Source organism: Chryseobacterium sp. MFBS3-17 (assembly GCF_020687745.1).
GTDB lineage: Bacteria > Bacteroidota > Bacteroidia > Flavobacteriales > Weeksellaceae > Marnyiella.
Map to the genome: position 1 here is coordinate 162,236 of NZ_JAJEWK010000008.1, position 17,571 is coordinate 179,806.

Here is a 17,571-nt window from a genome sequence, read left to right on the forward strand (position 1 = left end):
TTTTTAAAGAGTAAATAATGAACAATAAAGGATTTAACTGGTTTTTCCCAATCGCCATCATGGGATTTCTTCTCTTTTTCGGCAGGGGGCTTTTCATGCCTTCCAATACTGCAGAAATTACAGAGGAAGAATTCTTCACCATGATGAAAGAGGGAAAAGTACAGAATATAAAAGCATACCGTGACAACTTCACCGCAGATGTGTTTCTGACCCCCGATGCCAAATCGGCGCTGGCAAAAAACAGTCAAAAAACCGAGAGTCCCTTTGCGGCGCTGGATACCACACCAAGTGCAGATTATACCCTGAAATACGGAGAACTGAGACTGCTGATGGAGAAGTTTGACAAAACCAAAGCAGAAAACCCACAGATTGCCACCACCATTAACGTAGACACGGCCGGATCCATGATGGAGAGTTTCCTGATGCAGATTGCCATAGGACTCATCATCATGTTCATCATCTATTTTATTTTCTTCAGAAGAATGGCTGGTTCCGGAGGTCCCGGTGGCCAGATTTTCTCCATCGGAAAATCCAGAGCCAAGTTGTTTGATGAGAAAGATAAAATCCAAGTAACCTTCAAAGATGTTGCCGGATTGGAAGGTGCCAAAGAAGAGGTGCAGGAGGTAGTGGATTTCCTGAAAAACTCCGATAAATATACACGTCTGGGTGGTAAAATCCCCAAAGGTGTACTGCTGGTGGGTCCTCCGGGAACCGGTAAAACTTTACTCGCAAAAGCCGTTGCCGGCGAAGCCAAAGTACCGTTCTTCTCCCTGTCCGGGTCAGATTTCGTGGAAATGTTTGTAGGGGTAGGAGCCTCCAGAGTGCGCGATTTGTTTGCGCAGGCCAAAGCCAAATCTCCGGCCATTATTTTCATTGATGAGATTGATGCCATAGGAAGAGCCAGAGGTAAAGGTAATTTTACGGGAGGAAATGATGAGCGCGAAAACACACTGAACCAGCTCCTTACAGAAATGGACGGTTTCGGTACCGATACGAATGTGATTGTAATGGCTGCTACCAACCGTGCAGATATTCTGGATAAAGCACTGATGCGTGCCGGACGTTTTGACCGTTCCATCTACGTAGATCTGCCCGAACTGCACGAGAGAAAACAAATCTTCGAGGTTCATTTGTCCAAAATCAAAATGTCTCCGGATATTGACCGCGATTTTCTGGCAAAGCAAACCCCGGGATTTAGTGGTGCAGATATCGCCAATGTATGTAACGAGGCGGCACTCATTGCCGCAAGAAACGGACATGACTCTGTAACCAAACAGGATTTCCTGGATGCGGTAGACAGGATTATCGGCGGACTGGAGAAGAAAAATAAAGCCATAAAACCTTCAGAAAAAAGAAGGGTGGCGTACCACGAAGCGGGTCACGCAACCATTTCATGGCTGGTAGAACATGCCGCACCGCTGCTGAAGGTCACCATCGTGCCGCGGGGTCGTTCTCTGGGTGCCGCATGGTATCTCCCGGAAGAAAGACAGCTTACTACCACAGAGCAGATGTATGATGAGATATGCGCCACTTTGGGCGGGCGTGCCGCAGAACAGGCTGTTTTCGGGAATATCTCCACAGGAGCACTCTCTGACCTGGAAAGAGTCACCAAGCAGGCACAGGCCATGGTCACCATCTATGGTCTTAATGATAAAATAGGAAATATTTCTTACTACGACAGCTCCGGCCAGTCAGAATACAATTTTGGGAAACCTTATTCAGAGCAAACCGCGAAGATGATAGACGAGGAAATTTCCAAAATCATTGAAACCCAGTACGAACGGGCATTGCATATTCTGGAAACCAATAAAGATAAACTGGATGCGCTGGCCAATAAGTTGCTGGAAAAAGAAGTGATATTCCGCGAAGACCTGGAAGAAATCTTCGGACAGCGGGCATGGGATCCCGAGCTTACGGAAACACCGGTAAGCAGTGCCGAAGAAGCAGATAAGGTTCCGGAGGCAGCGCCCCCGGCAGATTCCGGGACAGAACAGCCGGTGTCTGATGCCAATACGGCAGCACCGGAAAGCAACACTCAGCTATAAAAAACTTAAACTAAAATCCCCGATATCAGCTTTGAGATAAGTGATATCGGGATTTTTGCGTTTTTTAAGAATCATTTAGATGATTACGTGAATATTTTTATATTTTTGTATAGACTTTAATTAAATTCAGAACATTGAGCTTATTTAAGAAAATTGTAGGAAAAATAATGAACCAGCCGGAGGAAGACGAAAACCAAAGCCTGGTAAAATTAGGGGATTCACTTAAAAATGCGGATCTTGACTATAAATTTGCTCAGTTGTTTACTCATTCGGGGGGATTTTTCAATTATTGTGCAGACGAGGCAGAAGCGTTGCAGACCCTGAATCAGATTTTGAAAATAGAAGAAATAAGGTCGGTATTCTGCTGTGACCAGGATCTTAAGAATTTTCTGGACGTGGTCAAGGTGAAATATACCGAGAATCTGGAACTGTTTAATGACGCTGCGTTTATTACCTGTGAATATCTCATTGCATTTGACGGCCGCATCATGCTTTCTCACAATAATATTAAACATTTCCACTCCTCGCGCCTGCCGGATAAGATCATTATTATGGCCAATGTTTCGCAGATCGTGAATAATCTGAATGATGCCATGGGCAAAATAAAACGAAACGGTATGGTGAAAAACCTTACCTCCATCAGTGGCAACCAGAATAAACTGGATGCTCCAGGCAAAAGCAATGCGAAACTTTTTCTGCTTCTGATAGAAGATTAACACCTTAATCCTAATTTGTTTTGGACAAAAATTTAGTTCAGCGCACCATTTCGGGTATTGTTTATGTTTTGATTTTAATGGCTTGCGTGCACCCACTGGGTTCCGGAACCATCAATGCATTATTCCCCGGACTCGTCAGCCAGCATCATTTGTATTTCGGGTTAATGGCGTTTCTTTTTCTGGCTTCTGCATGGGAGTGTATGCGCATCATGAAATTCGGGAACGGCTATGAGCGGTGGCTGGTATTACCATTATCTGTTCTGGCTTTCTACATGTTTGGCAAGCGCTATTTTCTGAATGGATTTTTCTTTGATTTCAGACTGTCTGAAATGCTGGCGCTCTCCCTCATATTCATAGCCGTCATTACCGTTTTTAAATATAAAACCGAATTGTATTATGACAGTGGTAAACTTATTTTCATTGTCATTTATACCGCATTGCCCTTTGGCTTTGCCCTGGCCTTGCCCAAGATATCGCTGTACAGTGACGTCTTTACATTAGAAGTTTTCTACCTCTTTATCCTGATCTGGAGCAGTGATACCTTTGCGTACCTGTCCGGAAAATTTTTCGGGAAGACCAAAATGGCACCTAAAATATCACCAAAAAAAACATGGGAAGGATTCGCCGGAGGGGTAATGCTGACCCTGCTCCTGTCGTTCTTTGTGGAGCGGTATAATCCCGACATGCGTGGTAACTGGATGATTATAGGATTTTTAGTTGCGGTATTTGCGCCGGTGGGTGATCTGGTAGAAAGCCAACTGAAGCGAAATTTCGGGGTGAAGGATTCGGGAAATCTGATTCCCGGGCATGGTGGGGTGCTGGACCGCCTGGACAGTTTCATCATCTGTGCCCCGGTTGTATATTTGTATCTGATTATTGATAAAATTTTATAATTCATGAAACTTCATAAAGAATCCAGAGGAACCATTGTTCTGGCTACTGTAGTTTTTGCCGTTCTGGGCTTCCTGGCGGTATATTTCTTAAAGATGTATGCGCTGCTCATCATTATTCCGCTGCTGGTCATTTATGGCCTCATATTCTGGTTTTTCAGGGTTCCGGACCGTGAGATTACAGATCACCGCGAAAATGTGATTGCGCCGGTAGACGGCAAGGTAGTCATGATTAAAGAAGTGGATGAAGATGAGGTGATCCGTGGAAAAGCCATTCAGGTTTCCATTTTTATGTCCCCGCTTAATGTTCATATCTGCCGCTATCCGGTTTCGGGTACGGTGACTTACAAAAAATATCACCCGGGAAAATATCTGGTGGCCTGGCACGAGAAATCTTCTACAGAGAACGAAAGAACTACGATTGCCGTACAGAGTCTTACAGATCACACGGTAGTGTTCCGGCAGATTGCGGGTTATGTAGCCCGCAGAATTGTGTTCAGCAGTCAGGAAGGTGACGCCGCTAAAGCCGGACACGAGTTTGGATTTATAAAATTCGGTTCTCGGATGGATGTTTTTTTACCATTGGATACGGAAATTCTTTGTAAAATAGGCGATAAAACAAAAGGCGGAACAGATATCATTGCCCGCATGAAGGAGTAATTCAGAGCTTAAAAATCACTGAAATCCGGACATTTCCGGATTTTTTTGTATATTTTCCGAAAGATTTAGCATGCGGAGACTACAACACTACTTATGGGTACTTATGGCGCTGGCGCTGTGGGGAGCCTGCACAGATCAGCAGGACGGCAAGGAAGCGGAACTGCGTAAACGGGACAGCATCCTCACCGAGAAGGAAAAATTATTTGCAGGCAAGGAACTGGAGTATCAGCAACTGCTGCTTCTGAAAGACAGTCTGCAGGCGATTCCGGATTCTGTGCAGGTCGCTGTTTTACCCTTTGATATATCAGGTAAGTGGAACGGTAAAATTGTCTGTACAGAATCCAACTGTACGGATTATGTGGTGGGAGATACCCGCGTGGACGAATGGGAATTTACGGCCGAAGGAAATGATATAGTAGTCAGAAACATCAATAAAGTGGGCATTATCCGTATGTATTCCGGCACGTATGACGGGACATCGGTAAAACTCAGCTCACAGAGTGAACCGGGCGCAGATAAACTCCGGGAATTTACCGTAGATCTTACATCTATGCGTCCCAATAGGATGTCCGGGAGCCGGGAAGTCCGTGTAGACCAGTCCTGTTCTTCAAAATTCACTATTGAACTTACCCGTTAATATACGTTTATGCTTACAATACTAAGTGCGGTAAAACACTTTACACTGCCCATAGAGGATCCTGTGCTGAAATTTCTCGTAATTCTGGTCATCATCCTGGCAGCCCCGTTACTTCTGAACAAGATCAAAGTGCCGCACCTCATAGGACTGATTATTGCCGGAGCTGTCATCGGTCCCAATGGCTTAAATGTCCTGCCCAGAGATGCCAGTGTGGTGGTCATCGGAACTACGGGTTTGCTGTTCATTATGTTTCTGGCAGGTCTGGAAATAGACCTTACAGAGTTTAAAAAGAATAAGTGGAAGAGCATTGGTTTCGGATTGTTTACATTTTCCATTCCATTGCTGTTTGGGGTTTTATCCGGGGTGTACCTGCTGGGATATCCCATGATTGTGGCGGTATTATTTGCCAGTTTGTTTTCATCTCATACCCTCATCTCATACCCGCTGGTCAGTGCGCTGGGTGTTTCTAAAAACCGTGCAGTTAATATTACCGTAGGCGGAACCATGATTACAGATGTACTGGCGCTCCTGGTGCTTGCCGTCTGTGTGGGCATGGCACAGGGGGAAGTGACTTCAGCATTCTGGATTCGGCTGTCGGTATCACTCCTTGTTTTCGGTGGAGTGGTTTTGTATGGTTTTCCCATAATTGCCCGATGGTTTTTTAAAAATGTGCAGGATAAGGTAGCGCACTTTATCTTTGTGCTGGTCATGATTTATCTGGCGGCACTGTTTGCTGAACTTGCCGGGGTAGAAGCCATTATCGGGGCGTTTCTTGCCGGTCTTGCACTCAATAAACTCATTCCGCACACCTCCTCACTTATGAACCGGATAGAATTTGTGGGCAATGCGATTTTCATTCCCTTTTTCCTGATCAGCGTTGGGATGATTATTGATTTTAATGCATTTTTCAAAGACTGGGAAACCATCAAAGTAGCGCTCATTATGACCATTATAAGCATAGGAGCCAAATATCTGGCCGCTGTTGCCACTCGGAAAGCATTTCGCTTTACAGATGATGAGGGAAAACTTATTTTCGGGCTTTCTACCGCATCGGCAGCGGCTACTCTGGCCGCAGTCATGGTAGGGTATAACATCATCATCGGTGAAACGGCAAACGGGGAACCCATCAGATTATTGAATGAAAGTGTTCTGAACGGCAGTATTCTGCTGATTCTGATTTCCTGTACAGTCTCTTCGCTGGTCTCCCATAAAAGTGCAACACGCATTGCTGAAACTGAAAGTACCATGGAAGATGACGGCGAGAGTGAGGAACGTATTCTGATGGCCATCCATTATCCGGAAACGGTAGAGTATATGGCGAATCTGGCAATACTGGCCAAGTCAAAGAAAAATATTGAAGATCTGTATGCACTTAATATTATTGTAGAAAAAGATAATGAATCTTCTGAAAAGCATGCTGCAAAACTGCTGGAGCAAGCTGCTGAAGTTGCAGCCGGTGCCGATGTGAAATTACAGATGCTGAAGCGGCACGACTCTGATGTGGTAAATGGCATTTCCAATGAAGTAAAAGAACATAAAATCACGGATCTCATTGTAGGAATTAACCACGAACGGGGATTTTCTTCAAAATTTGTCTATAATCTTTACCACGGATATCTGGATAATGAATCTACAAATGTCATTGTGTACCACGCTGCACAGCCTCTTTCAACTGTCATTAACTACCATGTACTGGTGCCCAGAAATGCCCAGAAGGATCCCGGGTTCTTTTCTGCATTGCTTAAAATATGGAATATCTCCCGGAATTCGGGCAGTAAACTGACGTTTTATGCCGATGAGAATATGCTGAAAATGCTGGAAAATATTAAGAAGAAAGCGACCATAGATGCAGAATTCATCATTTTTGAACACTGGCGTGACTTGCCGAAGATTTCAGAAAAAATGAAAGCAGATGAAGCGCTGATTCTGTTAATGGCCAAGCGCGGCATGTACGGTTACCTGCCGGAAATGCAGAATGTGCCGCTGTACCTGAACCGCAATTTCAGTGACCGGAACTACCTGCTCATTTATCCGCTGGCCCGGGAGCGTGAAGATACCAGCAATGCCATGCACTCCCGCAGTTTCAACAATCCGGATGATTTTGTGGAAATAGGCCGTTTTATCGGGACGATATTCAAATAGCGGTTAACGATTACCCGCCTAATCAAAATTTTGAAGGTCTACCAACTTTCTGTACACGCCGTCGTGGCTGTACAGTTCGCTGTGTGAGCCTTGCTCCATGATTTTGCCCCGTTCCATCACGATGATCTGATCTGCCTGCTGTATGGTGGATAGGCGGTGGGCAATCACCAGTGAGGTTCGGTTTTGCATCATTTTTTCCAGCGCATCCTGCACGAAACGTTCAGATTCGGTATCCAGTGCCGAAGTGGCCTCATCCAGAATCATAATCGGCGGATTCTTCATAACGGCGCGTGCTATGGAAACCCGCTGCTTCTGTCCACCGGAAAGTTTGCCGCCGGCTTCACCGATTCCTGTATCGTAACCATCGGGCAGATCCAGAATGAAGTCGTGGGCATTGGCTATTCTGGCTGCGCTTTCCACAGACTCACGCCCGGCCTGCAGGTTGCCCAGAGCTATATTGTGCGCTATGCTGTCATTAAACAGAATATTATCCTGAGTCACCAGTCCGAATAATTTGCGGTAGCTGGAAAGTTTTATATTTTTAATGTTAATGCCGTCTACCAGAATTTCACCGGACTGTACATCATAAAATCTTGTGATGAGGTTGGCTACGGTACTTTTGCCACTGCCACTCTGTCCCACCAGTGCCACGGTTTGTCCTTTAGGAATGATCAGCGAAAAATTATCCAGCACCACCCGGTCCTCATAGGCAAAACTGATGTTTCTGAACTCAATTTTATCTGTGAAATCATCAATTTCTAGGGCATTAGCAATTTCTTTAATCTCGAAATCGGCATCCAGTACTTCAAAAACACGTTTGGCAGATACCTCACCTTTCTGGAAATTGGAAATCGCATTGGAGAGTTTTTTTAACGGGTCCAGTATGGTATAAAATAATGAAATGTAGACAATGAATTCTGCACCGGAAAGGCCGTTACCCTGCAAGGTAAGTTTGCCCCCGAAATACACTATCATCCCGATGGTAGTGGCGCCCAGAAGTTCACTCACGGGAGATGCCAGTGCTTTTTTCTTGAATAATTTAAGGGAGAGGTGGCGTATAGAGTTCAGATTGTCATCAAAGCGTTTACGGATCTGCTCTGAGGCATTGAATATTTTAATGACCTTCAGTCCTACCAGCGTTTCATCTACATAGGAGTACATTTTCCCGAGTTCTTTCTGGGCCTCGCCGGTGTCCTTTTTCAGGCTTTTCCCGATCATTGAAATCAGCGTTCCCATAATCGGAAATACAATCAGCGTAAATACGGTGAGCTGAAAGTTAGAGTACAGCAGGTAGCTCATGGTAAGAATAATGACAATGGGCGAGCGGATGATGTCTATGAGGCTGTTCAGAATATTGGCCTCTATTTCGCCTACATCTGATGTGATTCTGGCAAAGACATCGCCCTTGCGGGTATCAGAGAAGAACGAAACCGGAAGTTCCAGAATTTTACGGTGTAAACTGCTACGGAAATCCCGGGACACACCGGTTCTGGAGTAGGTGAGGTAGAATTCTGAAAAATAGGAAAATATATTCCGGAACAGGAACATGGTAATGAACATGATGCAGGTGATGAGGAGCACGAATTCCGGCCCGCGGTTGGCTTCCAGTTCCTGAATAAAGTAGTTGAAGCTGTCTTTCAGATAAGTGCCACTGGAGAAGATATCACCATTGAACACCGGCTTGGTTTCCACCCGTGGATTCTCTTTGTCAAACAAAATATTGAGTACCGGCATAAAGCCCAGCATGGCCACAATATTAAAAATCGCATAGAGTATATTGAACAAAATGCCGGTGGCCAGAGTACTTTTATAGGGTGAAATATAGGAGATGGCCCGTTTGTAATAGTTCATGCATAGATTTTGAACGGCAAAATTACACAAATTGAATTAAATCCATTGTTTGGACTGCTTCCGGAATAAAAAAAACAGTTTCCCGCGGGGAGAAACTGTTCACACTCAAAAAATGTCGATGCATGGTTACCGGATGCGGTCTACAGATTTTACGAGCCTTTCGTCCCGGCGTATGTACAGGTTTGCCATAAACAAACAGAACAACGCAACGGCAGGAAATACGGGCTCAATACCTTTCTCAGGAAATTCCATTCCTCCAGGTAAGGTTAGCAGCCAGAACATCAGTAAGCCAATCAACAATACGTTTACAATCATGTTGAGACCGTTCAGCATGATTTGGTTGGATCTTTTTTTATAACTGAAAAATGAAATCAGAGACAACAGCAGTGAAATCCCGCCCAGCGCAGGAATCACTATGGAACTGCCAAAAACATGGGCATCAAGGCCGGTGTACAGCAGTGAAGCCGCACAAAGTAGTGCCAGCAGCAGAAAAACAGATTGAATTCTCTGTATCATTTTTTTCAGATCGTAAACCGCAAAATTAGCATTAATTTTGCATATTTCAAAAAATAGTGTAGATTTGCATTACAGATTCTAAAAAAGCCGACCGGCTTAATTTTTATCAAAACACCTACATAACAACATTTTTTTACGCAATATATTTATACATATATGTTCAACTTAGAAATACTTAGGTCTAAATCCCGGGTGGAACTGACCAAGATTGCTAAAGAGCTGGACGTGAAAATACCCAGAGGCAGTGACGAGGATACCATTGTTTTTGCCATTCTGGACTTCCAGGCATCCAACTCAAAAAAAGCAAAAGACTATTTTCTGGCAACCGAGCAAAATACGCCCGAAGCAGTAACAGAAAAACCAGCACCGGAAGCGAAACCGGCAAGAAAAACAACGCAGAAAAAGAAAACCCCTGTTAAAGCCGTAGCAGAGTCCGGTGCCGAAGCAGTGCCTCCTGCACCTGAGCCTCAACCACCGGCAGAGCCGAAAGAAACTATGGTTCAGAATTCGGATGAGCCCGCAGAAGCAGAAAAGCCGGCAGCGGAACCCCGAAAGAAAAGAACCCGAACCTCCGGAAAACCTGCAGCACCAGCAGCAGAAAAAGAAAATCCTTCCGAAAAAACGGACACCAAAGAAGAACCTGCTCCGGCAAAGCCACAGCAAAACACTCCCCAGCATCAGAACGGCAACCGACCGCAGCATGCCAATCATCCAAACAAACATCCAAATCAGCAGAGAAACAACGGAAACTCCGAGGGAACTGAATCTAAAAAAGAGTTTAGTTTTGACGGAATGGTGACCATAGAAGGCGTGCTGGAAATACTTCCGGACAATTACGGATTCCTGCGTTCTTCAGATTTCTCCTATATTTCGTCTCCGGATGATGTATATGTGTCTACCGCACAGATCCGCAACTACGGACTGAAAACCGGTGATACCGTGAAGGGCATTGTAAGGCTGCCTAAAGAAGGAGAAAAATACTTCTCCCTGCAGAAACCGGTAGAAGTAAACGGCCGCGACCTGGCATTCATTAAAGACCGCGTGTCTTTTGAATACCTGACGCCGCTCTTCCCGGAAGAAAAATTTAACCTGACCGGCAGTGACGCCACCCTCTCTACCAGAATTGTGGATCTGTTTTCGCCGATCGGGAAAGGACAACGCGCCATGATTGTGGCACAGCCGAAAACTGGTAAAACTATGCTGCTGAAGGATATCGCCAATGCCATCAGTGCCAACCATCCGGAGGCCTATATGATGGTGTTGCTCATAGATGAAAGACCCGAAGAGGTAACCGATATGGAACGAAGCGTGAACGCAGAAGTAATTGCCTCCACCTTTGATGAAGCCGCAGATAAACATGTGAAAGTGGCCAATCTGGTGCTTGCCAAAGCGCAAAGAATGGTAGAATGCGGCCATGATGTAGTCATTCTCCTGGATTCCATTACCAGACTTGCCAGAGCATATAATACGGTAACGCCTGCTTCAGGGAAAGTACTTTCCGGTGGGGTGGATGCCAATGCACTGCATAAACCGAAGCGTTTCTTCGGAGCGGCCAGAAATATAGAAGGCGGCGGCTCATTAACCATCATTGCCACTGCGCTGATTGATACAGGTTCTAAAATGGACGAAGTAATCTTTGAGGAATTTAAAGGTACCGGAAACATGGAACTGCAACTGGATCGTAAGATTGCCAACAAACGAATTTACCCGGCTATTGATCTGGTGTCTTCCAGCACGCGGCGCGATGATTTGCTGCATGATGACCTTACCCAGCAGCGGATGTGGATTCTGCGGAAATACCTTTCAGATATGAATCCCGTAGAAGCCATGGAGTTTGTAGAAAGAAGCATGAAGGGAACTCTGAACAACGAAGAATTCCTGATGAGCATGAACAGATAAAGCTCATTCCTGAGATACCAGCCGCCCCGCAAGGGCGGTTTTTTTGTGCGATATCATATTGCTGTTATATTTTAGAAGCATCTTTTTCAGGAGGATAATCTGATTTTCCTTTTCAATAGAAGCTTGTGCTCAATTCATTTCTTGAGCCATATGGTTTTGGCTGCAATTCTTTAGTTCACGATATTTTCTGATATTTTTACTGACCATGTCATTTGTCTTGGGAATGTTTTTAGGTAAAAGAAATTATTCTTTTATTTTTTCAGTTCACTTTTCAGCTCTTTTACCTGATTTTTTAATTCCTCAATTCTTTCTTCATATTGTTCTATCAGTTTTTCTGATAAGGAATTTATGGTATTAATGGTTCCCACAAACTGAAATGCCATTCCACCCTTTTGATCAGTATTTTCTTGTTCTAAACTATTCGCCTCGTCCATAATAAAACTTTCCGGTTTTACTTCAAAAGGAGTTGCTTTCCCCATTTTCTATCCTTGCATAAGCGGATTGGGATATACTTAGTTGTTCTGCTACCGTTTCCTGTGATAAGCCTTTGGCTTTTCTGAGCCGTTTTATTTTTTCTGCTACAATAGTATTCATGATGATCTGTTGAGGTTTTCAGCAAATGTAAAGAATAATTTTATAATTTTCTTACCCGAAAATAGGTTGAAGATATGCAAAAACAGGTTTTTTTGTTATAATCATTAGTTTTATTTTAGCAATGTAATTTTTAACAATTTAAAACACAAAAATAAAATGATGAGAAAAATTTTTCTTAAATTCTGGCATTTTCTTGTGCTTCTGTCTTTGTTTTCCTGTAGAACAGAAGAACTGGTGTCTTCAGAATTAGTCCAGCAAAGACAAGAATACTTCAATAGAAGCCTCTGGAAAGAAGACGAGGTGTACATTAAAAAAGTAAAGCAGGTTTTTGATGAATACGCAGATCAAGCTCGTATGCAGTCAGAGTACGGAGATGTTTACTGGGATTATGCCACTTCATTAAATACGTATAACGAAAGTTATTTAATTGCCCCGGTACTAAAATCGGGTAAAGTTGCCGGTTATGTAGAGGCGAAGAGAATAGATGATAAAGTTTTTTTTCAGTTTACAACAGATGATCAAAAGGCAAACAAATTTTTCAGCACTTTGATTTTTGCAAAAAAAGACCAGTTACAAGCAGCTGAAACGCCAGATTTGGCTGCGTATAATGACGAAATTCAGTACGCTGCGCAAGCATATACACCCCGTGTTTTAGAATGTAAAACCGTAATAAAAACTTTGTATGTAGGAGAAGCAGAAGGAGGCGGCTCCGGCCAGGGCGGCGAAGTTATAGAGACGTATACAGAAACTATATGTAAATTTGTAGATGGACCCACCCACCAAGATGAATGTATAGGTGAGTATGATGCACAGGGAAATTGTACAGGTGGCGGAAGCGGCGGCGGTGGTGGCGGCTATCCTTATAATCCCGAAGAAGAGGAGCTGATAGATGAGTGTGCTAAAGCCATGCAGAATATAAATGACTTGCGGTTTAAGCAGAAATTTAAAGAGTTGAATACAGATGCTAATCTGAATGGTACCTACGAAAATGGTGTGTTTGAGAGAGCGGCCCCTGCAGGAAATAGTCTGCCATCCTCTTTTATTCCGATCAGTAACCAAGCCTGCACAACTCACCTTTCACTACCAGCAAATCAGAATGGGATTTTTGGTCTATTGCATGTTCATAACAATGTGAACTGTACTAATGGTTATGTAAACGTAAAAGCCCCTTCTCCTGTAGACATGCATACTTTTTTTCATATCTTAATGAAGCAGGCCAATCAGCATAAAGGAAGCTACTCTGAGGCCTATTCGGTTATTATTACAAGTTATGGTAGTTTTATGCTGAAATACAACAGTGCTTCCTGGCCTTCCAATGTCACGGGAAGTGATTTTTTGAAGTGGAAAAATTGGTATAAAGATGCATTTCAGATATTAGAAAATGAAAATCAAATGACGAAAGAAAATGTGCAGAAAACCTTTGCACAGTTTTTGAAGGAAGTGGTGAATGTGGATGGTCTGGATGTCTATATCATTACAGAAAATTCTGCTGCAAAACTTGATTACAATACCACCACCAAACAAACTGTAAAAATAGAATGTCCTTAAAAATAAATATATTTGTTATGATGAAAAAAATAATCTGTATCCTTGCCGTAGTTTTTGGCAGTATGCTGTACAGCCAGAAGGGCACCTTGGTAGATCTTTGTCCTCAGAAAACGATAGTTCCTTTAAGAGCAGCCCTGTTGGAAATCCCCGAAGACCAATGCTACTATATGAAAGATACCCTTAATGAGTTGCCGGATTACGAGGGGACATGGACGGGGACCTGGAACGGTAAAATAATATACATCACTTTCAAAAAGATGAGTGAAAAATATTCATGGATACATAAACGTTACAATGATTTTCTGATAGCCAAATTTAAAACTGTGGATGCCAATGGAAATATTCTTTTTGATAATACCCAAGTAAGTGATGAAAATGTTAAAATAAAAGGGCTGAGTTTCAGGAAAATTGATGGGAAATATTCATTCATATACATAGACCCCGAGTTATGTTATCTTTCAGGAAGCATCAGAATCAATTTTACAGATGCTACCAAAACACAGATGGAGTGGTCTTATGGACAGGATCGGGAATGGGTTCCTACCGACTGTTATTTCTATCATTATCCAGCAAGCCAACACCCTGAACCGCTACCCCAAAACGTTATCCTGACCAAACAATAAGAAATAGAGTGTTTAAGTGAGGTTGGCTTTTCAGACTTGTTACTTTGATGAAAAAATTAATTAAAATAAGTATTTTCTTAATTGCAGCGGTTATTTCAAAAGTTTCTGCACAACCACCAGGAGGAACTCTTGAAGTAACACCAGTTAGTTGTGATGAATATATTCAGAGACCTGGAAACGATAAATTTGTAGGAACATGGATAGGAACTCTAAATGGTAAAACTCTTCAGTTAGAATTAAAAAATGTAAAAGCCAATTATTCTTTATTACTTCCCAACGCAACACTGCAACACGAAATATGTGAAGATATTGTCTATGGTTTTCATAAATTTATTGATAACAACGTAGAAATAGAAAATAATTTAGGAGCGTCATCATTTACGATATACCAAAAAAAGAATTCAATTCTGGCTGGGGTTGATGATAATAATACTAATATACTTACCGGCACGCTGGTTAATAAATCAAAAAACAAAAGCCTGAGATTTAGGATTTCTTATATCGATTCACTACACATAAAAATTGAATCATTAGAAAATGTACCCGGAGTTAGGATTAATGAACCCGGGAAACCAGCTTATGATTCATCAATTGATATTCCAAATGGTCTGATTTTAACTAAACAATAAGCAATGAATGCAGATACTATCGGTAACCGCTGACTAACCCTAATTTATCCTGTTTCGTCCAAAATGTATGAAATGCAGCCTCTCCAGAAGTAATTCTGTGGAGGTTTCTGTTTTAGTGTGGAAAATTCGGGTAGGACTTAGGAGGCCTTATTTTCGCACGTTGAAAGACCGTAAAAATAGAATGTCCTTAAAAATAAATATATTTGTTATGATGAAAAAAATAATCTGCATCCTTGCCATAGTTTATGGCAGTATGCTGTACAGCCAGAAAGGCACCCTGGTAGATCTTTGTCCTCAAAAAACGATAGTCCCTTTGCGAACGTGGACTGAAATACCTGAAGACCAATGCTACTATATGAAAGATACCCTTAATGAGTTGCCGGATTACGAAGGTACGTGGATGGGAACCTGGAATGGTAAAACGATATACATCACTTTTAAAAAGATGAGTGAAAAATATTCCTGGATTGATAAATATTATAGCGATTTTCTGATAGCCAAATTTAAAACTGTGGATGCCAATGGAAATGTTCTTTTTGATAATACTCAGATAAGTGATGAAAATGTTAAAATAGAAGGGCTGAGTTTCAGGAAAATTGATGGGAAATATTCACTCATATATATAGACCCTGAGTTGTGTTATACTACCGGAAGCATCAGAATCAATTTTGCTGATGCTACCAAAACACAGATGGAGTGGTCTTATGGACAGAGAATAAATTGGATTGATACCGATTGTTATTTCTATAACTACCCGGAAAATCAATATCCTGAACCGCTACCCCAAAACGTTATCCTGACTAAGCAATAAGAAACATTCCTGCTCTTCAGCAGGATTTTTTACCTTTATCCCATGATGAAAAAACTATTTTATGGATTGTTGCTTTTTTATGTGATGGGTTGTAGGGCACAACAAGTGCTGCCATTAAATTCTGTGTGGGATGATAGTCCTAACGGTTCATATTTTAAGGATTTAAGCAATGAACTAAATCAATTTGTTGGGACTTGGCACGCTAGTTTTGATGGGAAAACGATAAAATTATTTATTTCCAAAGAATTACAAAAGCCATTTGCCATATTTGATAAATCATTCTATAAAGATGAATTAGTAGTTCGCTATCAGATTTTAAACAGCAGCGGTGTGACCATTCATTCTACACAGAATCTTAATTTCACAGTTAATGAAAAGTTTAAATTTGTAAGTGTAGCCTCAAGGCAGTTAATGAATGAAGTTACATTAGTATATAATGGAGGTGCTTGCGGTGTTGGACTGGGCATTGTGAGTTTTAGAATCACCAGCCCCACACAATTTAAATGGAATTATAAAGTGCAACCAAAAGCACTGACAACAAATAGCTGCCCACCGGGAACTGCTGAACCGGCAATATATTTGCCGACAGTAGAAAACCTGATCTTCACCAAGCAATAACAAAATTTCCTGCTCTTCAGCAGGATTTTTTTAACTTTACCTAATGATGAAAACACTATTTTACGGATTGTTGCTTCTTGCGGTGATAAGTTGTAAAGCACAACAAATCTTGCCATTAAATAGTTCAGCACTTCAGTCGCCCAATAATTCTTATTTTAAAGATCTGAATAACGAACTGGAGTCTTTTGTCGGAAACTGGCAAGCAGATTATCAAAATAGGACAATCAAATTATCTATTTCGAAACAATTACAGGCTCCATTAAATGTGCTATTTGGGAAAAACCTTTATCAAGATATGCTTTTGGTGAGATATGAAGTTAAATCCAACGGAATTATCTATCAAAATAGTCTTAATAAAGATTTTTCAACGGATATTAAGTTCAAGATTAAAAGTACAGGCACTGAAGATAATGGTAATACAGCGATATTAGTATTTGCAGGTGGAAACTGTGGTATCGGTATGGGCGACATTATTTTTCGGAAGATTAATGCAACCCAGTTTTATTGGAGTTATTTTCCAAAAACAGTAAGAATGAACGAAATAAACTGTCCACCCAATCAGGATTTCACTATTTACCTACCGGAAACCGAAAATTTGATTTTCACCAAACAATAACAAACATTCCTGCTCTTCAGCAGAAATTTTATTTACAGCCGCCACGCAAGGGCGGTTTTTCGTTTCCATCAATCACTTTTATATATTTTTTAAGAAATTTTATAACCCAAAGATTTTTGCAAAGCCGTATCTTTGAGGAAATAATCATAAAAAACAAAACATTATGTCTTTTGAATTACCAAAATTAGGGTATGCCTATGATGCTTTAGAACCAACCATTGACGCAAAAACAATGGAAATTCACCATACAAAACACCACCAGGCATACATTGACAATCTGAACAAAGCGATTGAAGGTACAGATCTTGCCGGAAAATCCATTGAAGAAATCTGCAAAACCGGGACAGACAAGCCTGCCGTAAGAAATAACGGCGGTGGTCATTTTAACCACACCCTGTTCTGGGAAATCCTGACGCCGGGAGGCAGCAATGAGCCTGTAGGAAATGTGAAAGCAGCTATTGAAAACTATGGTGGTTTTGATAAGTTCAAAACAGATTTTGCTGAGGCAGCCAAAACCAGATTTGGTTCCGGATGGGCATGGCTTTGCAAAAAAGAAAATGGTGCTGTGGAAGTTTGCTCTACTCCCAACCAGGACAACCCGCTGATGCCCGTAGCAGACTGCCAGGGAACGCCGGTTTTGGGTCTGGATGTATGGGAGCACGCCTATTACCTGAACTATCAGAACAAGAGACCGGACTATGTAACGGCTTTCTTCAGCGTGATCAACTGGGATAAAGTAGAAGAGCTTTACAACAAATAATACCGGGTTACGGTCA

18 protein-coding genes are annotated in these 17,571 nt (G+C 42.1%); 14 read left to right on the plus strand and 4 right to left on the minus strand.

The genetic code is table 11. The features are described from left to right. Positions 1 to 17 precede the first annotated feature (17 nt). The 6 genes from ftsH (at position 18) to LKO26_RS06265 (ending at position 7,090) form a co-directional block, all read left to right on the plus strand. Positions 18 to 2,045, plus strand: a complete 2,028-nt coding sequence (gene ftsH, locus LKO26_RS06240) for an ATP-dependent zinc metalloprotease FtsH (protein ID WP_227586990.1) — start codon at positions 18 to 20, stop codon at positions 2,043 to 2,045. A gap of 134 nt (positions 2,046 to 2,179) precedes the next feature. Next, on the plus strand, positions 2,180 to 2,761 hold the full coding sequence (locus LKO26_RS06245) for an LUD domain-containing protein (protein WP_227586991.1): 582 nt from the start codon (positions 2,180 to 2,182) through the stop codon (positions 2,759 to 2,761). A 20-nt stretch (positions 2,762 to 2,781) separates the two neighbouring features. Further along, complete coding sequence (locus LKO26_RS06250) at positions 2,782 to 3,654, plus strand: phosphatidate cytidylyltransferase (protein WP_227586992.1); 873 nt, start codon at positions 2,782 to 2,784, stop codon at positions 3,652 to 3,654. A 3-nt stretch (positions 3,655 to 3,657) separates the two neighbouring features. Continuing rightward, positions 3,658 to 4,311 carry a phosphatidylserine decarboxylase family protein gene (locus LKO26_RS06255; RefSeq protein WP_227586993.1) on the plus strand — a complete coding sequence of 218 codons (654 nt, stop codon included), beginning with the start codon at positions 3,658 to 3,660 and terminating at the stop codon, positions 4,309 to 4,311. Between the two features lie 70 nt (positions 4,312 to 4,381). Further along, positions 4,382 to 4,948: a hypothetical protein gene (locus LKO26_RS06260; protein WP_227586994.1), complete on the plus strand. Its 567-nt coding sequence runs from the start codon at positions 4,382 to 4,384 to the stop codon at positions 4,946 to 4,948. A gap of 9 nt (positions 4,949 to 4,957) precedes the next feature. Beyond that, positions 4,958 to 7,090 (plus strand): cation:proton antiporter, encoded by a 2,133-nt coding sequence (locus tag LKO26_RS06265; RefSeq protein WP_227586995.1) that lies wholly within the window; start codon positions 4,958 to 4,960, stop codon positions 7,088 to 7,090. Between the two features lie 18 nt (positions 7,091 to 7,108). Here LKO26_RS06265 and LKO26_RS06270 read toward each other — a convergent pair whose 3' ends face one another. Then, positions 7,109 to 8,941, minus strand: a complete 1,833-nt coding sequence (locus tag LKO26_RS06270; protein ID WP_227586996.1) for an ABC transporter ATP-binding protein — start codon at positions 8,939 to 8,941, stop codon at positions 7,109 to 7,111. A gap of 126 nt (positions 8,942 to 9,067) precedes the next feature. Continuing rightward, positions 9,068 to 9,457: a DUF4293 family protein gene (locus LKO26_RS06275; RefSeq protein WP_227586997.1), complete on the minus strand. Its 390-nt coding sequence runs from the start codon at positions 9,455 to 9,457 to the stop codon at positions 9,068 to 9,070. Between the two features lie 156 nt (positions 9,458 to 9,613). Between LKO26_RS06275 and rho the strand changes: the two genes are divergently transcribed. Further along, entirely contained in the window at positions 9,614 to 11,356 is a 1,743-nt protein-coding gene (gene rho / locus LKO26_RS06280) for a transcription termination factor Rho (RefSeq protein WP_227586998.1), read from the plus strand. Between the two features lie 251 nt (positions 11,357 to 11,607). On the opposite strand, the gene LKO26_RS12715 is transcribed toward rho, so the two are convergent. Together LKO26_RS12715 and LKO26_RS06290 are read right to left on the minus strand one after the other, a co-directional pair. After that, positions 11,608 to 11,739 (minus strand): DUF3972 domain-containing protein, encoded by a 132-nt coding sequence (locus LKO26_RS12715; RefSeq protein WP_262907422.1) that lies wholly within the window; start codon positions 11,737 to 11,739, stop codon positions 11,608 to 11,610. A 73-nt stretch (positions 11,740 to 11,812) separates the two neighbouring features. Then, on the minus strand, positions 11,813 to 11,950 hold the full coding sequence (locus tag LKO26_RS06290; RefSeq protein ID WP_227587000.1) for a helix-turn-helix transcriptional regulator: 138 nt from the start codon (positions 11,948 to 11,950) through the stop codon (positions 11,813 to 11,815). 156 nt (positions 11,951 to 12,106) lie between these two features. Here LKO26_RS06290 and LKO26_RS06295 point away from each other — a divergent pair, with 156 nt between their 5' ends. The 7 genes from LKO26_RS06295 (at position 12,107) to LKO26_RS06325 (ending at position 17,555) form a co-directional block, all read left to right on the plus strand. Further along, positions 12,107 to 13,498, plus strand: a complete 1,392-nt coding sequence (locus tag LKO26_RS06295; RefSeq protein ID WP_227587001.1) for a hypothetical protein — start codon at positions 12,107 to 12,109, stop codon at positions 13,496 to 13,498. Positions 13,499 to 13,515: 17 nt separating this feature from the next. Further along, positions 13,516 to 14,121 carry a DUF6705 family protein gene (locus tag LKO26_RS06300; RefSeq protein WP_227587002.1) on the plus strand — a complete coding sequence of 202 codons (606 nt, stop codon included), beginning with the start codon at positions 13,516 to 13,518 and terminating at the stop codon, positions 14,119 to 14,121. A gap of 47 nt (positions 14,122 to 14,168) precedes the next feature. Continuing rightward, positions 14,169 to 14,750, plus strand: coding sequence for a DUF6705 family protein (locus tag LKO26_RS06305; RefSeq protein WP_227587003.1), 582 nt, complete (start codon positions 14,169 to 14,171; stop codon positions 14,748 to 14,750). A gap of 208 nt (positions 14,751 to 14,958) precedes the next feature. Then, positions 14,959 to 15,561 carry a DUF6705 family protein gene (locus LKO26_RS06310; RefSeq protein ID WP_227587004.1) on the plus strand — a complete coding sequence of 201 codons (603 nt, stop codon included), beginning with the start codon at positions 14,959 to 14,961 and terminating at the stop codon, positions 15,559 to 15,561. Between the two features lie 42 nt (positions 15,562 to 15,603). Further along, entirely contained in the window at positions 15,604 to 16,179 is a 576-nt protein-coding gene (locus LKO26_RS06315) for a DUF6705 family protein (RefSeq protein ID WP_227587005.1), read from the plus strand. Positions 16,180 to 16,222: 43 nt separating this feature from the next. Further along, positions 16,223 to 16,795, plus strand: a complete 573-nt coding sequence (locus LKO26_RS06320; RefSeq protein WP_227587006.1) for a DUF6705 family protein — start codon at positions 16,223 to 16,225, stop codon at positions 16,793 to 16,795. 163 nt (positions 16,796 to 16,958) lie between these two features. Then, positions 16,959 to 17,555 (plus strand): superoxide dismutase, encoded by a 597-nt coding sequence (locus LKO26_RS06325; protein ID WP_227587007.1) that lies wholly within the window; start codon positions 16,959 to 16,961, stop codon positions 17,553 to 17,555. Positions 17,556 to 17,571: the final 16 nt, after the last annotated feature.